The sequence below is a fragment of the Methanospirillum hungatei JF-1 genome (assembly GCF_000013445.1).
Classification (GTDB): Archaea; Halobacteriota; Methanomicrobia; order Methanomicrobiales; family Methanospirillaceae; genus Methanospirillum; species Methanospirillum hungatei.
Genome location: NC_007796.1, coordinates 1,824,423 through 1,843,382 on the forward strand (window position 1 = coordinate 1,824,423; position 18,960 = coordinate 1,843,382).

Sequence of the window (18,960 nt, forward strand, 5' to 3'; positions counted from 1 at the left end):
CATGATTGAATCAGGACAGATTATTGCGGTATTATCCTGGCTCTTCCTTCTTTTCCTATTCCATCTCTCTCTCTATCCCTTGATAAAAGAATACCTGCCCAAAATTGCGGTCCCCGTATCCTGGACTGCGGGATTTATCCTGACCGCTCTTGCAACCTGGTATGCAGTCTTTTGTGGTCTTCCTCCCTATACTGGTCTGATCCCGATCATTGTTGCATATCTCTGCACCGGAATATTTCATAAGACGGGACATTACAAAGCCATCCCCTCAGAATGGCGCTACTACCTGCTCTTTTTCGGCGTGTTTCTTGCCATGCTCGTCGTCAGGGCATACAATCCTGATATCAACGGGGCGGAGAAATTCATGGACCATGGATTTCTTGCATCGATTCTCAGAACGCCCCTGGTTCCCCCTCTTGACCCCTGGTTTGCCGGAGGGTTTCTGAATGTATACTACTATTTTGGTCACTGGATCATAGCAACACCGGCGATGCTCACCGGGATCCCCTCAAACATCCTCTTTAGCCTTGCTCTCCCCACAATCGCCGCACTTTCTGCCGTCAATCTCTACGGAGTGGGACACCTGACCCTACGGCGTACCAGATTACTCCCGGTACTGGCATTTTTTGTCGTAAATCCGTACTTCATCTACCTTGGCCTTACCGGAACCAGGGCCTTTACCCTTCTCTGGGATAGCAGCAGAGTCATTCAGGACACTATCAACGAATATCCACTCTTCTCATTTCTGTTTGGTGATGTCCATGCCCATGTCCTTGGTATCATGGCCCAGTCATTTCTGGTTCTCATGGTAACCGCTGCGTTGGTATGCTGGAGAGATGGAACCAGGGCACGTATCTTAATTCTTCTCCTGACTGCACTCGGGCTTTCGGTAATTCCGGTAGTCAACAGTTGGGATGTCCTGATTTGGGCACCGATGATTCTGGTAACAGGCTTTTGTCTGATTGGACGTGAATATAGAGGGGCACCAGCCCTTACAATTCAGGTTGTTATGCACACTGTGCAGACAATGATCCGGGAGCGGGGGGGACAATGGTTCCAAAAACCCGTGATTGCTGCAGGATTTTATCTCCTCCTTGTTCCGGCCCTGAGTCTGGCCCTCATCAGTCCGCTCCTCCTTGGGATGCATACCCAGGGAATTGCAGGGATTGGGTTTGTCCATACCCCGACTGATATCTGGCAGTTTATCATGGTCCATGGCTGGTTCTTTGCTGCCTTTTTATTCTCTTTCAGGTCAGAACTCAGAAAAGTCCCTTGGATCCTTCTTGCTATCTTCCCGTTCTTTCTGACCGGGTACCTCTCCGCTGCACTTGCAACCCTGATCCTGATTTTTGTCATCAGGCGAAGATCAGGATCTGCAGATCTTCTGGCTGCAGGAGGACTTACAATTCTGCTCTTTTGTGAACTTATCTACCTGGCAGATAACATGGGAGAGGTCTATTACCGGATGAACACGGTATTCAAACTCTATATCGGTGCCTGGCTCCTCTGCGGAACTGCTGCGGCCCTGATGATTGGAAACGAGCTGGATGCATATATCACCAGAAAACCAGGGCGGACTTCACGGGTCATCAGTGTATCTATCATAATCCTGCTCTGTCTCTGCCTGATTGTCCCCCCGGTCATCGTCTCAACCATTCACGGACCACATACCCCTACCCTGGATGGCATGGCATGGCTTTCACAATCTCATAGGGAGGATGCTGAAGCTCTTGCATTTTTACGAACACTCCCCGGTGAGCATATTATCGTGGAAGCAGCCGGGGATGACTACCAGTATACCTCACGGGTCTCATCATTCACCGGAATCCCGACGATCATCGGATGGCAGTTCCATGAATATATGTGGAGGGGGAATTATCCGGAAGGCTGGTATGGTGAGCGGGGCAATCATATCAGGACCATATATGAAAACCCGGACCAGACCATCCCCCTCATGGAACGGTACCGGGCAGATCTGCTCTATGTCGGCCCTGAAGAGCAACAAAAATATACTATTTCGATACCTGCCCATGACCTTCAGGAACTCTACCGGAATCGCGATGTCGTGATCTACCAGCATCAGGCTTGATGAAACCCGGCCAGTCGGGGAGATATTTCCCTTGGAAACAAAACCAGATCTACGAACCTTTAAACGCCCACAATCGTAACTAATATGGCACATTCGTCATCTGCTGATGAGTGATGACGGAGGGTCATGCCCCTCCTGAATGAGGTGAATTCATGGCAAACTACGTTACCTTTGAAGTCTCTGAAGAGATCCAGAACAAGGCTCTTGAAGCCGTCGAAGCCGCACGTGAAAGCGGAAAAATCAAAAAGGGCTCCAACGAAGCCACCAAGGCCATCGAGCGCGGGATCGCACAGCTGGTCCTTATTGGCGGAGATGTTGAACCAGCAGAGATCGTCATGCATCTTGGACCACTCTGCGAAGAAAAGAAGATTCCGTATCTCTTCATCAGCAAGCAGAATGATATCGGCGCTGCTTGCGGACTGGAAGTCGGCTCTGCTGCTGCAGCTATCGTAAAGTCCGGAAAAGCAAAAGAGACCATCGATGAAATTGCTGCCCAGATAGCAGCTCTCAAAGCTGAGTGAATACCATGGACGGAACGCCCGCTGAAGTAATCGAGGTTATCGGGTCAACCGGTATGCATGGAGAAGCCATGCAGGTGAAAGCCCGTATCCTTGATGGCCCGAACAAGGGGCGGATTATCACCCGTAACACGGTAGGACCGATCCGTGAAGGTGATGTTCTGATGCTCCTTGAGACTGAACGTGAAGCAAAGAAACTTTCCCGGAGGTAAGAACAATGATTGATACGCATATCTGTTCTTTCTGCGGCCTGCAGATGGAGCCTGGAACCGGGAAGATGTACGTCAAAAAGGACGGACAGATTTTCTATTATTGCAGCACCAAGTGCCAGAAGAACCATAAGCTCGGACGTATTCCACGCCGTGTCAGATGGACCACCGCTGGCCGGAAAGCTCTTGGCAAGGTATAACAATGGAACGGACATTTCTGATGGTAAAGCCAGACGGAGTTCAGCGCGGACTGATCGGTGAGGTTATCACCCGGTTTGAACGCCGCGGATTCAAGATGGTTGCCTCACGATTTGAAAAACTTCCTGATGCACGGGTCATGGAGCATTATGCTGAACACGTGCAGAAACCCTTCTTCCCAGGTCTGAAGGCATACATCACGTCCGGACCGTGTTTCCTTATGGTATGGGAAGGAAAAGATATCGTAAAGATAAGCAGGGATATGATCGGAGCAACCAATCCGGCCGGTGCTGCACCAGGTACGATTCGTGGAGACTATGCCCTTGAGATAGGGATGAATGTCATCCATGGCTCTGATTCTGTTGAAACTGCAAATCGCGAGATTGCTATTCATTTCAAACCGGAAGAACTTGTTTCATATACCCGGATAGATGAACAGTACCTCTACGAATAATTTTTTTTTGGTTTTACCATCTTTTTTCCATTCCGGTTCATTGAACAGATGTTTCAATACAAAAGAAGTAAAATAGTATCTGACTGGTGACCTGGAATGAACTCAGAAAACCGGACGATCAGAATCACTTCACTCTGTATCCTTGTATCTCTTCTGATTGCCGTCGTTCTGATATCCGGATGCACAGAGACTGACCGCCTTTCAGACGAAGCAAAGACCGCGTATAATTCTGGAAGGTATGCCGAGGCAGTATCACTCTATAACCAGGCCATCGAATTGTCAGGAAGCAATAGTCAGCTCTACTACCTGAAAGGGCAGGCCCTTTTTGAACTAGTCAGATATAAAGACGCAATAGATGCGTTTACGGCAGCAATACGAATACAACCGGATTATCCTGAGGCATGGTTCATGAAAGGCAGGGCCAGTTATATGATGGGTGATTATGATGAGGCTGTCAGGTCATTCTATAAGGCAATCGAACTTGATGAGACCAACACCGAGTACTGGTATCATCGGGGCCTTGCTCTGTCAGGCCGGGGACAATATGATCTTGCCATCTCTCATTTTGATAAGATACTTCAGATGAACCCATCGCTGGAGAAGGCCTGGAGCTCACGCGGGTATGCCTATGTTATGGAAAAGAACTATAATGATGCGCTGGATTCATTTGAGGAAGCATTGAAGATAAATCCAGGCAATGCAGAGAACTGGATAAACAAGGCATCAGTCCTGCGGGTTTTGGGAAGAACTGATGAGGCTGATATCGCCATAAGTCAGGCAAATCTTCTCTATAAAAAGCAGGGAGAGGTTATTGCCCGTAAAATCCCAAAAACTCCTATAACAGTTATTCCCTGACCCGGCAGGAAGACATTTCATATTTCTCTGACAACCTTTAGAGAGAATTGTGCATTCAGGCACCTGGAATGTGTATCTTCATGAAGTTCGTTTCAACTGTTGTATTGGCCCTGTCTGTGCTGATGCTTATTCTCCTGTGCGGATGTCTGGGAACTGAGGGATGGAGTGCACAGGACTGGATAGAGCAGGGAAACCGGTTTGCAAAAGACGGACTCTATACAGAGGCAGTGGATGCATATAGTCATTCAATCCGGCTTGACCCGATAAACCCAAAGGTATGGACCTACCGTGGCATTGCACTTCAGCATCTTGGTCGGCAGCAGGAGGCTATGAATGACTTCGATGAGGCAATCAGGCTTAATCCTGATGAGAGTGGCGCCTGGCAGGGGAAAGCATCCTCATATATAGAGAGTGGTCAGTATAAACTTGCCATAAAATCTGCAGAGCGGTCACTGGAACTGGCAGGACCCCAGGATAAAAAGGAGAACTCATGGCTGCTGATTGGATTTGCATACAACCGGCTTGAACAGTATGAAGAGGCCTTGCAGAGGTTTGACAAGGCTATCGAGATAGATCCAAAACGGGTGGATCTCTGGCAGCATAAGGCTTACACCCTGACAAAGTTAGGCAGGTACATGGAAGTCCTGAAATGCTATGAGGTTATGACTGGATTAGAACCAGACAGCCCGGAACTCTGGAATAAAAAAGGAGAAATTCACCTGGCCCTCGGTCAGATCAATGAAGCAAATGAAGCTTTCGCAATGGCAAAAAGCCTGATTGAAAGAAATTAAAATTTATTTTCTATTTATACTCTCCAAAGAGCATGAGCAGATCTCTGATATGGGAGTCACATTCCCTGATGAGGGGCTCTTGTGACGGAGTAACCCCTGCTGTCTTTAGCATGGATACCTGAGTCTCAAGAGCATGAAGATGGCCGATAATCTTGGACCTGATAATATCATGTTCGGCCGGGGGCTGGACCTCCTTTTTCTTTCGTACTGATTCACGGATCTTATATGCAAGTTCAGTGAACTGAGCACGCGGATCCCCGCCTTTCTGAATGTAATAATCAGCTCCGGCATTGAGGGCCTCGATAACCACATCCTCCCTGCCTCTTCCGGTAAAGATGATAAAGGGGATATGATTTCCTTTTTCCCGAATTGCCTTGAGAAAACCCAGCCCGTTCATAACCGGCATCTCATAATCAGAGACCACGGCATCAAAGCCCCGCTCATTCAGCAATGCAAGCCCTTCCTCGGCGGAAAGCACAGTGGTTACGGAAAACTCCCCATGCCTTTCCAGAAAAGCACGGGCAATATCCAGAATGACGGGTTCATCATCAACAAGCAGGACGGATATCATAAATAGAGACTTATTGCCATTCAAGGACTTTAATCATGGCGATGCAGGATCAAAAAAGGGGCGGTACAGGTCTGCCCTTGCCCTATGCATTAAAAAAGTGAAGATATGCAAATGCTACAAGAATTACCACAATCAGCACCGCACTGATAACATCACCAAAACCAAAGACCAGTTTATGAAGGGGGAGATTTTTTCGGGCCCGATACCCCCGCATATCAAGAGTAAGACCAAGGACCTGAGTTTTTGCAAGTGAATTTGCAACGAGTGGTATCATAATCGGTTTCATGCTTCTGATCTTTCCGGATATACCAGTTCCCGGGTTATAACCCCGGCAGAGCTGTGCTTCATGGATCCGCCTGGCCTCCAGCTGAAGACTTGGAATAAACCGGAGCGCTATTAGGAGCATGAGAACATAATCGACCGGAAGGCGGAATGCCAAAAGTCCGGTCACCAGATCACTGGGTTTTGTAGTCACGACAAAGAGTTGAAATGCCGTTATCATCACGATAAACCGGAGGGAGAGGATAATACCAAAGAGAAGTCCCCCAAGAGTGATCCCATATCCCTGACCTCCGGGTTCACCAGACTGAAGAATGGTGAGTAACAAGTCACCTTCCTGGACCGTCAGACTGGTGAGTATCACGAGGAAGAATGACAACAGGATAAGGAACGGTACCTGATTGATTATCTCTTTGATAAGACCAGAAAAAAGGGCACCAAGCACCAGAACACCAATGAGAAAACAGAGAAACGGCACCTGGGCCGACATTACACATAACCCGACGATAAGAATTACCAGGAGCAGCTTGGTGACCGGATTCAGATGATGAAGCGGGCTGTTACCCGGTATATACTGCAGAATCTCACTCATGATGCACGCCCCTTCAGGTTATGATAATCCCCGATGACCCTGCCGTTCTCCATCGCAATGATCCGGCTGGCATACTCTTCGGCAATCCGCATATTATGCGTAACCATGATGATGGTATGCCCGCTCTTCTGCAAAGTCAGCATGAGATCCATCATCCGGTCAGACTCTTTCTCGTCAAGTCCGGTGGTCGGTTCATCCAGAATGATAAGTCCGGGTTTCATGGCAAGAATACAGGCAACCGCAAGCCGCTGCCGTTCCCCCCGTGAAAGGTGCCGGGGATAGGTTGCTTCAGAGCCCGATAGCCCGACCATGGCAAGCACACCTCCAATGACCTGATCAGGGGAGTCTGCTCCGATATTTTCAAGGCCAAACATGATCTCATCTCTGACACTGTCAGCAAAGAGCATGGTATCTGGGTTCTGAAACACAAGACCGGTCTGCTTGACAAGATCGATGACCGGTGCCGTAGCTGCATCCAGGCTCCGCACATGCACTGATCCCTCGTCAGGTCGTAACAGACCGTTCAAATGCTTCACCAGAGTCGTCTTCCCTGAACCATTCTCACCAAGGATTGCAATAAACTCACCTTCATAGAGGGTCAGTGAGACGCCACTGAGCGCTTCTATTGTGCCATATCGTTTGATCAGGGAATCAATGGTTGCGATAACCGGACGATTCACCGGAGAATATGGCTCAAGATCAGGATCGGTATAGAGGGCTTTCATCGAGCCCTGCTGCTCAGGGAAGATCTCATTAAATGTCCCTTCCCTGCTGATATGACCCTCTTCCATGACGATAACCCGGTCTGCAACATTCCGGTATCCTTCAAGGGAATGATCCACGATGATGATGGTCTTCCCCCTGGCCTTCAGATCCTGCAGGATCTCAATAATTCGGGATGTTGCCACTACATCCAGCTCTGAGGTCGGCTCGTCCAGGATGATGATATCAGTATCCATCGCAAGGGCTGCGGCAATGGCAACCCGTTGTTTCTGACCGCCGGAGAGGGCATAGGGTGGACGTTCACGAAGATGGGTGATACCACAGAGTTCCATGACATCTCTGACCCGATCCTCTATCTCCTGTTTCGAATCGATCCTTGTCTCAAGGCCTGATGCCAGTTCTTCCTCAACACTGGTGAAGATGAGCTGGGAGTCTGCATCATCAAAGACCATGCTGACATACCGGTTCAGTTCACCGACACCTGCATACTCAGTCACCGGCCTGCCGTTCAGAGCAAGATACCCGGAACAGGTTCCGCCAAACTCATGCTGAAGGATGCCGGACAGGGCATAACAAAGCGTTGTCTTTCCGGCTGCAGTCGGACCGGTCACCAGGACAAGTTCTCCGGCTCCGATAGAAAGAGTGATGTCCCGGAGGGCCGGGCGGACTCCCACCGGGTACGTGTAACTGAGCGCTGTTGCGAGTATCATGATCTCCGGGATAATGCCCGTGATGCAGGAACATACAGAATCTGTGCGATAATGGTGTTGATAATTGCAGTCGGTATGACTATCATAACCATCATGGCACTAAAGAAGGCATACAGGCTTTCATAGTTGAATGCCTTGAACAGCAGACCAGGTGCGACCATCACCAGCAGCATAACCACACAGAGGAAGGAGATCCCGCTTGCAAAGGTTGCGACCAGAGTTGCAACGGATGGTGCTGCAGCAAACCGGTTTTTGAGTGCCTGGAAGACGAGCAGACAGGCAACGGCTCCGATTGGCTCACTGATAAGATTTCCTGGCGGGAATATCGAGTGACTGATAAGAGCACTGATGATGCCACCAATAAACCCAATCCCAAGAGCCTGGGAGAATTTCGGGACAACCAGCATGATAGCCAGACAGTAGAAAACGATGACAAAGTTCGGTACAAGGAATGGCGGTAATGGTGCGTATAAGGCGGCAAACCGTGCAATTGCACCGACCGCAAGTAAAATGCCGACAATGGCAATATCCTGTGATTTCATAGTATCAATTATCGTGAATGTATATCAGAATTTATTCAGAAAAGCAATACCGTAAACATGAGAATTTGGTGTCATCGCCAAGAGCGGGGCGAACCCGGACATGCACCCCGACGACGATGATGGACATATTGAGTCATCTATGTATGAAATTATACATCGACCTATAAGAAGGTTATCCAGTATCCCACACGTCTCATGCCCTTATGGCCATCCAAAACCCAGATAGTCCTCGCGGCGCACGGTTACCGGAACAAACGTTCCCTGGAACCAGACATTCACTACCACAGGTGCACCCTTTCGAAACTCCTGTATCCGGCGGTCATACCCTGCCCTGATATGCCGGGTATTCTTCTGCTCGAAGAGAGCCCGGACTGCCCTGTAAAACCCGATCATCTGTGCCAGATAGGCCTTCTCATAGGCGATGGTCTCCCTGGCAAAAGTCAGAGCATCATCCTCTGATATCGGACAATGGTACTCACCATGCTCATTCAGACCGCTGATTTGTCTGAACTCCAGGTTCTTCCTTCGGTCTGGTTCCCGGTGAAGCATATACGGATAAATCCTGCAGATAGTAAAGCGCTCATCATATATCCTGCACCGGGTATCAGTGAGAAAGATACAGGACCCGTCTTCCCGTACCCTGAGGGCATAGCCGGATACGTAAAAATTCCCTTCTTCATCGGCCAGCTCAAATTCAGGTGCCGGTATCAGGAGGGAGGGATTCATGGCCATGACCCGCTCTGCATCGGCATCCAGTAAAAATACATGACAGTTAAATTCCGTCGTACAGCATCTGCCACACAAAAGACAGGAAAATCCAACATCGCTGATAATGTCTGCCAGATCCTGCTCATGCCATTTCAGAAGAAGATCCTGCTCGACCATGAGACCGGAGAGTTCCCGATCGATATAGGAATCAGACATTTCTCAGTACTCAGCCATTCTGATGCATAGTAGTGACGATGACCAATCACCTTTGTACCCTTGGCGAATCTATAAGAGCCAGATTCACTAATCAGAAATTACATGCTTGAAGCCTTTGACCTTGCCGGAAGGATACCAAAGGGACAATACTCATCGATCGTCGAACCCCTGGAAGCACGGACTGCAGAACTGCAGCGGGAAGTAAGAAAACGGGGGAAATCGGTCATCATAGTGATGGAGGGGTGGCGGGGATCAGGAATTACGCGGATAATCAACCTGTTACAGCCGGTCCTTGACCCCCGTGGAACCCGTATTCACCCAATCGCCGAACCGAATGACATCGAACGTGATCATGATATGTTCTGGCGGTTCTGGTCACGGCTTCCGTCATATGGTCAGACCGCCATCTTTGACCGGTCCTGGTATACCTCAACCATCGTCGAGCGGTATGAATCTGACCGGATGGATGAGATCCCCGGATCATGTATTGAAGATATCAATAATTTTGAAGCCCAGATTATCAGTGATGGAAATCTCATTCTGAAATTTTTCCTCCATATCAGTAAGGAAGAGCAGAAAAGGCGTCTTAATGTCATTAAAGACAGTCCCTTCACCATGCAGGCCAGATATCTTCGCAGAAAAGAAGGCATCTACGTTTTAAATCGTGACTTTTTCATGATTGACCGGATGCTGATGAAGACAGACATGCCGGCATCACCCTGGACCATAGTTGAAGCAGAGTCGATGAAGTATGGGTATGTAAGAGTTTTGCAGACCTTTAATTCGGCAGTGGAATGCTGGCTAACTGAAAAAGAAGGAGGAAAGAAAGAGCTGGGTCAGACCTACCTTATTAAAACGATGGCAGAGACCGAAGAATCGTCGATTCTGAAAAAAACTGATCTGACAAAGAGCTATACTCGTCCTGAGTATAAACCGATCCTTCAGAATCTTCAGGAAGAACTGCGTAATCTTCAGGTTGAGATATATAATCACAAAATTCCGGTTGCTATTGTGTTCGAGGGATGGGATGCTGCAGGAAAAGGAGGCTGCATTATCCGGCTTGCAGAGTCATTTAATCCCAGGGGATATATTGTAGAGCCCATCGGTCCCCCAAATGACTGGGAAAAGATGCATCATTACCTGTGGAGGTTTTATACACGGTTCCCAAGGAAAGGTCATATCACCATCTTTGATCGGAGCTGGTACGGCCGGGTACTGGTGGAGCGGGTTGAGGGATTCTGTTCTGAGTCCGAATGGCAGCGGGCATACCATGAAATAAATGTCATGGAGGATGAACTTACCAGAGAAGGAACTATCCTCATAAAATTCTGGCTGCATATTGACAAAGATGAACAACTCAGGCGATTTGAGGAACGTCAGAATACCCCGGAGAAAAACTGGAAAATAACTGAAGAAGACTGGAGAAACCGGGAAAAATGGGACCAGTATGAACGTGCAGTAAATGCCATGATCCGTCGGACAACAACCATACAGGCCCCTTGGACGATAATTCCTGCAAACAATAAGTATTATGCACGAATAGCAGTTCTGGAAACCGTCCGATCGGCTATGCAGAAACGATTAAAAGAGATGAAATAATATCCGGCCTCTTTAAGAACCGGAAAATAATTTATTTTTAAGTTCTTCACACCGGGCCTTATGGGTTTCAAACCGGTGGACGAATTCATGCAATTCCGGAATCTCAAGATCAGTCTCAATAGTCCCGTCCCGCTGAATCGGGTATATTCTTCCCAGAATCTCAATAAGGCGCTGCTCTACCTGCACCCGTTTTAAGAGTTCCCCATACTCGTCAACATCTGCAGGACTACCGCCATTCTGCAGGGCACGCTCCTTTTCACGATTTATCTCGGCATTCCTTGCTCCGACTCCGTCGATCGATCTGATAAGGTCTGGAAGGCGTACAGGTTTTATAAGGTAATCATCAATCTGGTCACCATACCGGAGGACATCCTTTATTGTCAGGCTTTTCCCGGTCTGCATAATAATCGGAACAGTCCGTGCCTGCTCATGTTCCTTGATATGCAGAAGGGTCTCCCACCCGTCCATCGGCTTCATCATGACATCGAGGATGATGATATCAGGCACATCCTCATAGACCATAGTAATGGCTTCCTGCCCACTCAGTGCACCACGGGCATCAAACCCCTGTTGCTTTAAGGTTTCGACAAAGGCCATCTTGAGGAGGGCTTCGTCATCAACATACAGGACTTTCAGTCTTTTCCCCACAATCGTTCACCACCCCTGGGACCTGATACGGTTCACCGCACCCCGGTATTATTGTAGACAGTATTGTCCGCGATCATGATATCAGTTTTTTCTCATCAACATCGGTGAGTCCCACACCCTGATCAGGGTTGACATCCTCCTTCATGATGGCACGGGTCTCATCCTCAATGGACTTGACAACTTCCATGATCCGCTCTGCAGTGGGAATATCTCCCAGAAGACTCTCGTCTAGCGGAACATCATACACCTCCTTGTCATCCATGGATTCAGTCGCACCCAGATACTTCGCTCCCTGCTTAATGAGACTTGATATCTCGAAGGGGAAGATGATCTTGGTTGCCTGGCCGTTTGCCATCGTTTTTAATGCATCAAAGGAAAGGACCGTAATTGCACGCTTATCAAGAGACCTGGACCCGAGTGCCAGTATCCGCAGACCCTGTGACTCTCCCTGTGCACGCAGGATCTGTGACAGCCGTTCTCCTTCAGCTTTCAGGATCTTACTCTGCCGTTCTCCTTCAGCCTCCAGGATCATACTCTTCTTCAGACCTTCAGCCTTCAGGATAGCAGAGCGTTTTTCTCCATCCGCACGAAGAATTGCAGCTCTCCGCTCCCGTTCTGCTGCGGTCTGTTCAGTCATGGCCTGTTTGACCGTCCCAACCGGATCAACTTCCTTGATCTCAACACGTTCAACTTTCACACCCCACTGATCAGTCTCACGGTCAAGAATGTCACGAAGTCTCGTATTGATGCTTTCACGGTTGTAGAGCACTTCATCAAGCTCCATGTCACCAATAATGCCACGAAGACTTGTCTGTGCAAGGGCAACGGTTGCCATCCGGTAATTTGAAACCTCAAAGAAAGCTTTCTCAGGATCAACCACACGGATGTATACAATTGCGTCAACATTTGTCGGGGAGTTATCCTTCGTAATCACCTCCTGGCTTGGAACATCCATCACCAGAGTTCTGAGATCCAGCTTGACGACCTGGGTGATGAGCGGGATAACCCACCGGAAACCAGGGTTCATCCTCCCGATATATCTCCCCAGACGGATCTGCAGGCCCTGCTCATATGGCTGGACAATAATCACACCGCGGGCAAAGATGATCAGAATTACAATTACCAGAAACAGGGTTACAAGAGTTTCAAAAACTGCCATTTATTCCTCCTCCACAACAATATGCACACCCTGCGAAGCAATAACTTTCACTTTTGCCCCTTCAGGGATGATGCCGGACTTTGATTTCGCACTAAATATCTGACCTTCAACAGATACTTTTCCAGACAGGGTTTCTTCATCCGCAGGATTTAATACCCTGCCGGTTCTTCCTACCAGTGAATCCATACTGATAGTCAGGGGTTTTTCATCCCCCGGGGTCAGACGGCTGTACAGATATACCGTCACTATGGCTGCCAGAAGGGCGATACCTATGCCCAATACAATACCATACGTGGATGAGAAGATATCTACCCCGAGTATCACCAGCACGCCGATAATGAGCAGGACCGTTCCCGGGACCAGGAGAAAAAAACCCGGCGAGAAGACCTCAAGGACAAAGAACAATGCACCAAAGAGGACGATGATCCATCCATATGAGAAATCTTCAAAAACCATATGGTATTCTTGTCAGGATGGAAGAAAAAGTTGTGTATATGTGATTTAAGACTGGAATCTCAATTTCTCAGGAGAGCCAGTTTATCCCCTCGTTTCACTCCGAGCTCTTCAGCAATCGGATCACATTTCGCTGCCAGGAGATACGCAACGGGAGGAAGACCCTGCTCTTCCCGAAGGCTTTCGTAATTTGCCATGCCCTTTGATATGATAAGCGAACACCGGTCAAGCGCGAGCAGGAGTTCATCTGACATCAGATCAAACCGAATCCCGTGTTCAACCCCTGCACCAGTTGTAAGCAACCGGGCAACCTTCTTGTCCAGACCCAGACGGATGGCATCTTCCATGGTTGCATCATTGAGAATCGGCTTGTCCCTAACGACCAACGTTATGCGGCTGCCATGTGCAGTAAGCCAGGAGATTAGAGCCTGGTCAAAGACAATCTCCCCGCAATTATCCGTAAAATAGACAATATCACTGCAGAGCGGGAATATCCGATCAGTATCATCAACCACAAGGCCCTTTGTAAATTCCTCATCAAAGTATGATACAAAATCGCTCCTGACTTCGTGATCCTTCACCCCGTAATCAAACATGTTGCCGATTACGCTGGCAATAACATGCTCCCGAAAACCGATAAGACGCCCGGATACAGCCTGTAATATCTGAATTGAAACTTCTTCGGATGCCTGCTTGAGCGCATAAAAAGGGTCATCGTTATTCAACCGCTGATAGATAACACGATGCAGAGCAGACGCAACCATCGGATGGGTCCAGGGAGTTTTGTGCAAAAACCGGATAATCTCCTCTGCGTGCTCAGGAATATCAGAATATTTCTTTTTATCAACATTTGCCAGTTCAATCTCCAGATCAACTCTGGATAAAAGGCAGTCATAACAACGTGGGTCATGTATCATATCATTACCCGAAAAACAAAATGGGGCCATCGAGATTCGAACTCGAGTCAGAAGACCCCCAGTCTCCTAGGATGCCAGGCTACCCTATGGCCCCGTTCCATACTATTTTCTCAGCTGTCCCATATGTACTTAACCATAGTATTCTACACTCCAACAGGCAGGAGCAGGATTCCAAGGGGGAAAGATCGCTGGTACGCATACGCCCTATGGGAGTTGTATCATGTCACCGCTGATATCCTCATAAGGCAAAACAACAAACCATTAAATAATATAGCTCTGTGACTATATCGTATTATCAGCAGGTAGCGGGAGCCGGGTATGCTAAAAGAGAAGATTGCAGGAATAATTGAGAGTATCAGGTTGATTGAAGGGGTCAGATTATGTGCACTCGTATCCCGTGACGGTATTATGCTTGGCCGGTACTCTGCCGGCGACTTTAATGAAGCATGGTTTGCTGCGATGTGTGCAACGCTCCTCGCCTCTGCAGAGTCAGCAGCCGTCATCGTGAAAGTCCAGTCTCCTGATATGGTGACCATCCATTCTTCTGACGGGATACTCATCATTATAGGAGCCGGAGAAAAGATACTGTTAGCAGCGCTGGTAGACCCTGCCTGGGACCTGAAACATATGACCGGAATGCTCCGGGAGATTGCGGAAGACGTGGGAGGAACGTTCTGATGTCAACAATACTGGTGATCGATGACAGCCCGTTTATCGTCGATATTTTTGTAACCATGCTGGAAAGAGGGGGCTATACAGTATACTCGGCAAATAGCGGCCCTGAAGGAATTGATCTGTTAAAAACCGTAACACCTGACCTGATTCTGCTTGATATTATGATGGAACCCATGGACGGATGGGAGACCCTTGTCGCCATCAAGCAGAACTTTGCAACAAAAGACATTCCGGTCATGATGCTGACGGCAAAACAGCTGACTCCACAGGAGGCACAGGAGTATGGAATGTATATCGAGGACTATATCTTAAAACCGGTCACGCATTCCGAACTCTACGCTGCAATTGAAGGGGTCATCAACCGGAGGAAGCAGATAGCCGAAGATATGACCAGGGCAAAAGAAGGTGGGTTTGAGGATGCTCTCATCAATGAATATGGGAGGCTTGTGAAGAGTACCGAGATCACCAAACGGCTCCTGAAACTTCTCTCATCAACCTATGACCTCTCAGACCCGTCGATGAAGTTCTCTGATGATATCAATATCGCCATAAAAAGTATGGAAACCAATATGAAATTTCAGGAGCAGCGCCTGATCCAGATCCGCGAGATATTTTCAGGAGCTGCCTGACACTCTCTTCTTCACCCCACTTCTTCCTGACATCTCCCACACTATGAAGTAAGAATACAAGCTAACCTCTTCTTCTATGTTTGATCTCGTGTGCATCGGTTGTGGTGCAACATACCAGTCTGATGCCGTTATATACACCTGCAAAAAGTGCGGACACCTTCTTGAGGTCAGGTATGACCTTGCCAATATCAATATTACCAGGAAGGACTGGCAAAAACGCCCGATTTCGGTCTGGAGATATCGTGAACTGCTTCCCGTAGCTGGTGAACCGGTTACCCTGCAGGAAGGAGGAACTCCCCTGTACCATCTCAAGCGTATCGGAGATGAACTTGGCATTAAGGAGTTGTATGCAAAGCACGAAGGGATGAATCCCTCCGGATCATTTAAGGACCGGGGAATGACCGTCGGCGTTTCTATGGCTCTTCAGCTGGGGATGAAATCAGTGGCCTGCGCAAGTACCGGAAATACATCCGCATCACTTGCAGTATATGGGGCTAAAGCAGGTATCCCGGTCATCGTCCTGCTCCCGTCAGGAAAAGTGGCTCTTGGAAAGGTTGCCCAGGCACTCATGCATGGGGCAAAAGTCATCTCCATCAATGGAAACTTTGACAGGGCACTGGAGATGGTCCGTGACCTGTGTGAAACAAAAGGCATCTACCTGCTCAATTCAGTCAACCCCTACCGTCTTGAAGGGCAGAAGACCATCGGATTTGAAGCCATCGATCAACTCAACGGTGAGGTCCCTGACCGAATGGTTCTGCCGGTTGGGAATGCCGGGAACATTTCTGCCGTCTATAAAGGGCTTATTGAACTTTCAGAACTCGGGTTTATTGACAAGATGCCAATGATGACCGGTATCCAGGCAGAGGGTTCCCAACCGGTCGTGAGGGCAATTAAAGAGAACCTGCCTGAAGTCATTCCGGAAGGATCACCTGAAACCGTAGCAACCGCCATTCGTATCGGTGCCCCGGTCAACGCAGAGAAGGTCCTTCATGCGATCCGGATGAGCAAGGGAACCGCGGATTATGTCACCGATGCAGAGATTCTGGCCATGCAGCGTGATCTTGCTCAAAAAGAGGGTATTGGTGTTGAACCTGCATCTGCGGCATCAGTAGCCGGTGTCAAGAAACTGGTCGAGGCTGGGGTCATTGATCATGACGAGCGTATCGTATGCGTGGTCACTGGTCACCTGCTCAAGGATCCTGAAACGGTAATTAAACAATGTGCTCCACCAATCGAATGCGGCGCTACACTCGAATCACTGCTTTCTGCCTTACAGCTCTGATCCTATGGATCCTGCCGGTTGCCGGGATTACCTTCTCGGCATCCGTTGATGAAGATGGGAAAGGATACTCTGCTGTCGTTCTGGTCAATAATACCGACCGGTATGAACTGATTCAGCCGGGGATGGTCGGCGAGCGGATACCCCTGGAGACAAAAAACCTCACGGTTCGAAATGAGACTGATATCTTGTCGCTCACTCCTGACCGGGGGATCCTCACTTTTCCCAGGGGGAACTATTCCATCTCCTATGAAGCCATGGTGAATGCAAACACCATGCAGTTCCTCTTTACTGAACCGGCAAATGTGACTGTGAGCATCCCCCGGCCGTTCATGGTAACAAACCCCCTCCTCACGTCCATCCAGCCATCAGGGTCAAAACTTGAAGAAGGGAATAATACCACGAACATCTCCTGGAAGCAGGTCCGATCGGTTGAGATCAGATATTATGATGAAGGACAAGAACATCTGCTCTATCTCTTTGCGCAGTTCTGGCTGATCATCGCTGTAGTATTGTTATTACCGTTTTTTTTATCCAGAAATAATTAGCGCACATCTTCACTCCCGGTGGAAGAACATATCCCATCAAACCCCCATTTGGTGCCCCAAAAGTGACCTGACCATATGCGGCACCTCATGAAATTGACCTCATGAAGGATGATCAGGCCATCAGTCAGAACCCGACTGACAATGATGAAGGAAAAATGCCCGGAAATTTCCCCTTTTTCTCACAAAAAATATGACCTCATAGTTGTTTTTATTAGAAAATAAACGAAAATACTGGATTTTATAATGATCCCGATGATTAAAAAGGCCTGAAATCACGCGCAAGCCCTAAAACAAATTAGAAATGACTTATTTCAATTATACGCCGAGATCAAAATCCCATTTTTGCCGTAAAATTAAATTTCAAGGATAAATCGATATTTTTTCATTAAAAAGGTTTTAAATTGCCTAAAATCAATTTTAATAGCCAAAATACAAAATTTTTCAATTTGGGCAGTTTTGATCAGAGTAAACCTTAAATCCTCAGGCATACACGTGAATGAGTCAAAAGGAGAAACACCATGATAGACACACTTGTTCCAACCAGAGAAGGAATCGCAACCGCACCAGCAAAATCAGATCAGGAGATTATGGAGGAGTTTAAATCCAGAAACGCCTGGGGTCTGTATACTAGCGTTGATCTGAAGAACTGCAACCCGGAAACTATCAGAGATGCAGGAAAGATCAGGGAATTCGTCATCCAGCTCTGTGACCTGATTAAGATGAAGCGGTTTGGAGAGCCACAGATCATCAACTTTGGTCCATGTGAGCGTGTAGCAGGATATTCCATGACCCAGCTGATTGAAACCTCACTTATCGGAGCACACTTTGCAAACGAGACCAATGCTGCCTACATTGATATCTTTTCATGCAAAGAATACGCCCCACAACTCACCGCTGAATTCTGCCGGGAATTCTTTGGTGCAGATAAGGTAACCGTTCATATTGCATTCCGGGATTAAACCCTCAATACCCTTTTCTTTTTATCCCTTTTAAAACCCGTCGGTTTGACTCTGAAAAAATGATTATGCTGCCAGCACGGCTTTGGCAACTTTTTCTCCAAATCCTGCCGCAGCGGGAGGACCATTCGCAGTAATAACCCGTCCATCAGATACAATCGGATCAGGCTTGTACGTCGCCCCCCCTTGCCGGAGCTGATGAATGGCGGCGTCATCATTCCATACCGTTGCCTGCTTCCCCTTCAGCACTCCTGCCTGTGCAAGAACTACTGTGGAAAGACAGATGGCAGATAGTATCTTTCCTGCGGCATCAAACTCCTGGACCAGGGTCTGGAGAGGTTTATTGTTCCACAGGTGATCCGGCGAACCGCCTCCACCCACAATCAGAATTCCGGCATAGGGAGTAATCCCCGCCTCGCTGACATCACGAACGGTCTTTTCAATAAGAACCTTCCCACCCAGCATCCCGATTGCAAGACCGGTCTGTGTTGAGATGATATCATACCCGATTCCAGCCTTTTCAAGATATTTTATCGGTTCGGAGAGCTCTTCATCGCGAAACTTTACCGGGGCAATGACAATCAGAACCTTCTTTTCCACTGACATGCTCCTCACTGCAGGGAAGTCTGCTCGCAAATC

23 protein-coding genes and 1 tRNA gene are annotated in these 18,960 nt (G+C 48.2%); 13 read left to right on the top strand and 11 right to left on the bottom strand.

Translation table 11 applies throughout. The features are described 5' to 3' along the window. The first annotated feature begins 1 nt into the window (after position 1). The 7 genes from MHUN_RS08360 to MHUN_RS08390 all read left to right on the top strand — a co-directional run bounded on the left by MHUN_RS08360 (position 2) and on the right by MHUN_RS08390 (position 5,114). Positions 2-2,089, top strand: a complete 2,088-nt coding sequence (locus tag MHUN_RS08360) for a DUF2298 domain-containing protein (RefSeq protein ID WP_011448596.1) — start codon at positions 2-4, stop codon at positions 2,087-2,089. A 152-nt stretch (positions 2,090-2,241) separates the two neighbouring features. Further along, on the top strand, positions 2,242-2,610 hold the full coding sequence (rpl7ae, locus tag MHUN_RS08365) for a 50S ribosomal protein L7Ae (protein ID WP_011448597.1): 369 nt from the start codon (positions 2,242-2,244) through the stop codon (positions 2,608-2,610). A gap of 5 nt (positions 2,611-2,615) precedes the next feature. Further along, positions 2,616-2,819, top strand: coding sequence for a 30S ribosomal protein S28e (locus tag MHUN_RS08370; protein WP_011448598.1), 204 nt, complete (start codon positions 2,616-2,618; stop codon positions 2,817-2,819). A gap of 5 nt (positions 2,820-2,824) precedes the next feature. Further along, positions 2,825-3,016 (top strand): 50S ribosomal protein L24e, encoded by a 192-nt coding sequence (locus MHUN_RS08375; protein ID WP_011448599.1) that lies wholly within the window; start codon positions 2,825-2,827, stop codon positions 3,014-3,016. 2 nt (positions 3,017-3,018) lie between these two features. After that, positions 3,019-3,468: a nucleoside-diphosphate kinase gene (gene ndk, locus MHUN_RS08380; RefSeq protein ID WP_011448600.1), complete on the top strand. Its 450-nt coding sequence runs from the start codon at positions 3,019-3,021 to the stop codon at positions 3,466-3,468. Between the two features lie 96 nt (positions 3,469-3,564). Next, positions 3,565-4,323: a tetratricopeptide repeat protein gene (locus tag MHUN_RS08385; RefSeq protein ID WP_011448601.1), complete on the top strand. Its 759-nt coding sequence runs from the start codon at positions 3,565-3,567 to the stop codon at positions 4,321-4,323. 80 nt (positions 4,324-4,403) lie between these two features. Further along, the gene (locus MHUN_RS08390) at positions 4,404-5,114 is read left to right on the top strand and encodes a tetratricopeptide repeat protein (protein WP_158498196.1); all 711 of its coding nucleotides are present in this window, start codon (positions 4,404-4,406) and stop codon (positions 5,112-5,114) included. 10 nt (positions 5,115-5,124) lie between these two features. Here MHUN_RS08390 and MHUN_RS08395 read toward each other — a convergent pair whose 3' ends face one another. The 5 genes from MHUN_RS08395 to MHUN_RS08415 form a co-directional block, all read right to left on the bottom strand. Then, positions 5,125-5,685 carry a response regulator gene (locus MHUN_RS08395; RefSeq protein WP_011448603.1) on the bottom strand — a complete coding sequence of 187 codons (561 nt, stop codon included), beginning with the start codon at positions 5,683-5,685 and terminating at the stop codon, positions 5,125-5,127. Positions 5,686-5,767: 82 nt separating this feature from the next. Further along, positions 5,768-6,556 carry an energy-coupling factor transporter transmembrane component T family protein gene (locus MHUN_RS08400; RefSeq protein ID WP_011448604.1) on the bottom strand — a complete coding sequence of 263 codons (789 nt, stop codon included), beginning with the start codon at positions 6,554-6,556 and terminating at the stop codon, positions 5,768-5,770. After that, positions 6,553-7,989, bottom strand: a complete 1,437-nt coding sequence (locus tag MHUN_RS18700; protein ID WP_011448605.1) for an ABC transporter ATP-binding protein — start codon at positions 7,987-7,989, stop codon at positions 6,553-6,555. The genes MHUN_RS08400 and MHUN_RS18700 overlap by 4 nt, the downstream gene beginning before the upstream one ends. Then, positions 7,986-8,531 (bottom strand): tryptophan transporter, encoded by a 546-nt coding sequence (locus MHUN_RS19505; protein ID WP_011448606.1) that lies wholly within the window; start codon positions 8,529-8,531, stop codon positions 7,986-7,988. Before MHUN_RS19505 ends, MHUN_RS18700 begins: the two co-directional genes overlap by 4 nt. Before the next feature lie 201 nt (positions 8,532-8,732). After that, positions 8,733-9,455, bottom strand: a complete 723-nt coding sequence (locus MHUN_RS08415) for a YkgJ family cysteine cluster protein (protein WP_011448607.1) — start codon at positions 9,453-9,455, stop codon at positions 8,733-8,735. Between the two features lie 102 nt (positions 9,456-9,557). Between MHUN_RS08415 and pap the strand changes: the two genes are divergently transcribed. Beyond that, a complete protein-coding gene (gene pap / locus MHUN_RS08420; protein WP_011448608.1) occupies positions 9,558-11,054 on the top strand; it encodes a polyphosphate:AMP phosphotransferase in 1,497 nt (498 codons plus the stop codon). A 12-nt stretch (positions 11,055-11,066) separates the two neighbouring features. On the opposite strand, the gene MHUN_RS08425 is transcribed toward pap, so the two are convergent. From MHUN_RS08425 to MHUN_RS08445, 5 genes are all read right to left on the bottom strand, one after another. Continuing rightward, positions 11,067-11,702 (bottom strand): response regulator, encoded by a 636-nt coding sequence (locus MHUN_RS08425; RefSeq protein ID WP_011448609.1) that lies wholly within the window; start codon positions 11,700-11,702, stop codon positions 11,067-11,069. A gap of 73 nt (positions 11,703-11,775) precedes the next feature. Continuing rightward, positions 11,776-12,861: an SPFH domain-containing protein gene (locus MHUN_RS08430; protein WP_011448610.1), complete on the bottom strand. Its 1,086-nt coding sequence runs from the start codon at positions 12,859-12,861 to the stop codon at positions 11,776-11,778. After that, complete coding sequence (locus MHUN_RS08435) at positions 12,862-13,317, bottom strand: NfeD family protein (protein ID WP_011448611.1); 456 nt, start codon at positions 13,315-13,317, stop codon at positions 12,862-12,864. It lies immediately after the preceding gene. Between the two features lie 59 nt (positions 13,318-13,376). After that, complete coding sequence (locus MHUN_RS08440) at positions 13,377-14,231, bottom strand: damage-control phosphatase ARMT1 family protein (RefSeq protein WP_011448612.1); 855 nt, start codon at positions 14,229-14,231, stop codon at positions 13,377-13,379. Between the two features lie 21 nt (positions 14,232-14,252). After that, positions 14,253-14,325 (bottom strand) — tRNA-Pro (locus MHUN_RS08445). Positions 14,326-14,549: 224 nt separating this feature from the next. Here MHUN_RS08445 and MHUN_RS08450 point away from each other — a divergent pair. From MHUN_RS08450 to speD, 5 genes are all read left to right on the top strand, one after another. Next, positions 14,550-14,909 carry a roadblock/LC7 domain-containing protein gene (locus MHUN_RS08450; RefSeq protein WP_011448613.1) on the top strand — a complete coding sequence of 120 codons (360 nt, stop codon included), beginning with the start codon at positions 14,550-14,552 and terminating at the stop codon, positions 14,907-14,909. After that, positions 14,909-15,535 (top strand): response regulator, encoded by a 627-nt coding sequence (locus MHUN_RS08455; protein WP_011448614.1) that lies wholly within the window; start codon positions 14,909-14,911, stop codon positions 15,533-15,535. Before MHUN_RS08450 ends, MHUN_RS08455 begins: the two co-directional genes overlap by 1 nt. A gap of 76 nt (positions 15,536-15,611) precedes the next feature. Next, entirely contained in the window at positions 15,612-16,820 is a 1,209-nt protein-coding gene (gene thrC, locus MHUN_RS08460; RefSeq protein ID WP_011448615.1) for a threonine synthase, read from the top strand. Then, positions 16,775-17,365 carry a DUF5803 family protein gene (locus tag MHUN_RS08465; protein ID WP_048067396.1) on the top strand — a complete coding sequence of 197 codons (591 nt, stop codon included), beginning with the start codon at positions 16,775-16,777 and terminating at the stop codon, positions 17,363-17,365. Before thrC ends, MHUN_RS08465 begins: the two co-directional genes overlap by 46 nt. Before the next feature lie 518 nt (positions 17,366-17,883). After that, positions 17,884-18,324 carry an S-adenosylmethionine decarboxylase gene (gene speD, locus MHUN_RS08470; protein ID WP_011448617.1) on the top strand — a complete coding sequence of 147 codons (441 nt, stop codon included), beginning with the start codon at positions 17,884-17,886 and terminating at the stop codon, positions 18,322-18,324. 63 nt (positions 18,325-18,387) lie between these two features. On the opposite strand, the gene MHUN_RS08475 is transcribed toward speD, so the two are convergent. Next, complete coding sequence (locus MHUN_RS08475; RefSeq protein WP_011448618.1) at positions 18,388-18,927, bottom strand: DJ-1/PfpI family protein; 540 nt, start codon at positions 18,925-18,927, stop codon at positions 18,388-18,390. Positions 18,928-18,960 lie beyond the last annotated feature (33 nt).

Bases quoted from the DNA above. Each gene is read 5' to 3' on its own strand.
- MHUN_RS08360 (WP_011448596.1), top strand. From the start codon at position 2: ATGATTGAATCAGGACAGATTATTGCGGTATTATCCTGGCTCTTCCTT.
- MHUN_RS08475 (WP_011448618.1), bottom strand. From the start codon at position 18,927: ATGTCAGTGGAAAAGAAGGTTCTGATTGTCATTGCCCCGGTAAAGTTT.
- MHUN_RS18700 (WP_011448605.1), bottom strand. From the start codon at position 7,989: ATGATACTCGCAACAGCGCTCAGTTACACGTACCCGGTGGGAGTCCGC.
- MHUN_RS08430 (WP_011448610.1), bottom strand. From the start codon at position 12,861: ATGGCAGTTTTTGAAACTCTTGTAACCCTGTTTCTGGTAATTGTAATT.
- MHUN_RS08450 (WP_011448613.1), top strand. From the start codon at position 14,550: ATGCTAAAAGAGAAGATTGCAGGAATAATTGAGAGTATCAGGTTGATT.
- speD (WP_011448617.1), top strand. From the start codon at position 17,884: ATGATAGACACACTTGTTCCAACCAGAGAAGGAATCGCAACCGCACCA.
- MHUN_RS08455 (WP_011448614.1), top strand. From the start codon at position 14,909: ATGTCAACAATACTGGTGATCGATGACAGCCCGTTTATCGTCGATATT.
- MHUN_RS08465 (WP_048067396.1), top strand. From the start codon at position 16,775: ATGCGGCGCTACACTCGAATCACTGCTTTCTGCCTTACAGCTCTGATC.
- MHUN_RS08440 (WP_011448612.1), bottom strand. From the start codon at position 14,231: ATGATACATGACCCACGTTGTTATGACTGCCTTTTATCCAGAGTTGAT.
- MHUN_RS08390 (WP_158498196.1), top strand. From the start codon at position 4,404: ATGAAGTTCGTTTCAACTGTTGTATTGGCCCTGTCTGTGCTGATGCTT.
- MHUN_RS19505 (WP_011448606.1), bottom strand. From the start codon at position 8,531: ATGAAATCACAGGATATTGCCATTGTCGGCATTTTACTTGCGGTCGGT.
- MHUN_RS08395 (WP_011448603.1), bottom strand. From the start codon at position 5,685: ATGATATCCGTCCTGCTTGTTGATGATGAACCCGTCATTCTGGATATT.
- MHUN_RS08415 (WP_011448607.1), bottom strand. From the start codon at position 9,455: ATGTCTGATTCCTATATCGATCGGGAACTCTCCGGTCTCATGGTCGAG.
- rpl7ae (WP_011448597.1), top strand. From the start codon at position 2,242: ATGGCAAACTACGTTACCTTTGAAGTCTCTGAAGAGATCCAGAACAAG.
- MHUN_RS08385 (WP_011448601.1), top strand. From the start codon at position 3,565: ATGAACTCAGAAAACCGGACGATCAGAATCACTTCACTCTGTATCCTT.
- MHUN_RS08400 (WP_011448604.1), bottom strand. From the start codon at position 6,556: ATGAGTGAGATTCTGCAGTATATACCGGGTAACAGCCCGCTTCATCAT.
- thrC (WP_011448615.1), top strand. From the start codon at position 15,612: ATGTTTGATCTCGTGTGCATCGGTTGTGGTGCAACATACCAGTCTGAT.
- MHUN_RS08435 (WP_011448611.1), bottom strand. From the start codon at position 13,317: ATGGTTTTTGAAGATTTCTCATATGGATGGATCATCGTCCTCTTTGGT.
- pap (WP_011448608.1), top strand. From the start codon at position 9,558: ATGCTTGAAGCCTTTGACCTTGCCGGAAGGATACCAAAGGGACAATAC.
- MHUN_RS08375 (WP_011448599.1), top strand. From the start codon at position 2,825: ATGATTGATACGCATATCTGTTCTTTCTGCGGCCTGCAGATGGAGCCT.
- MHUN_RS08370 (WP_011448598.1), top strand. From the start codon at position 2,616: ATGGACGGAACGCCCGCTGAAGTAATCGAGGTTATCGGGTCAACCGGT.
- ndk (WP_011448600.1), top strand. From the start codon at position 3,019: ATGGAACGGACATTTCTGATGGTAAAGCCAGACGGAGTTCAGCGCGGA.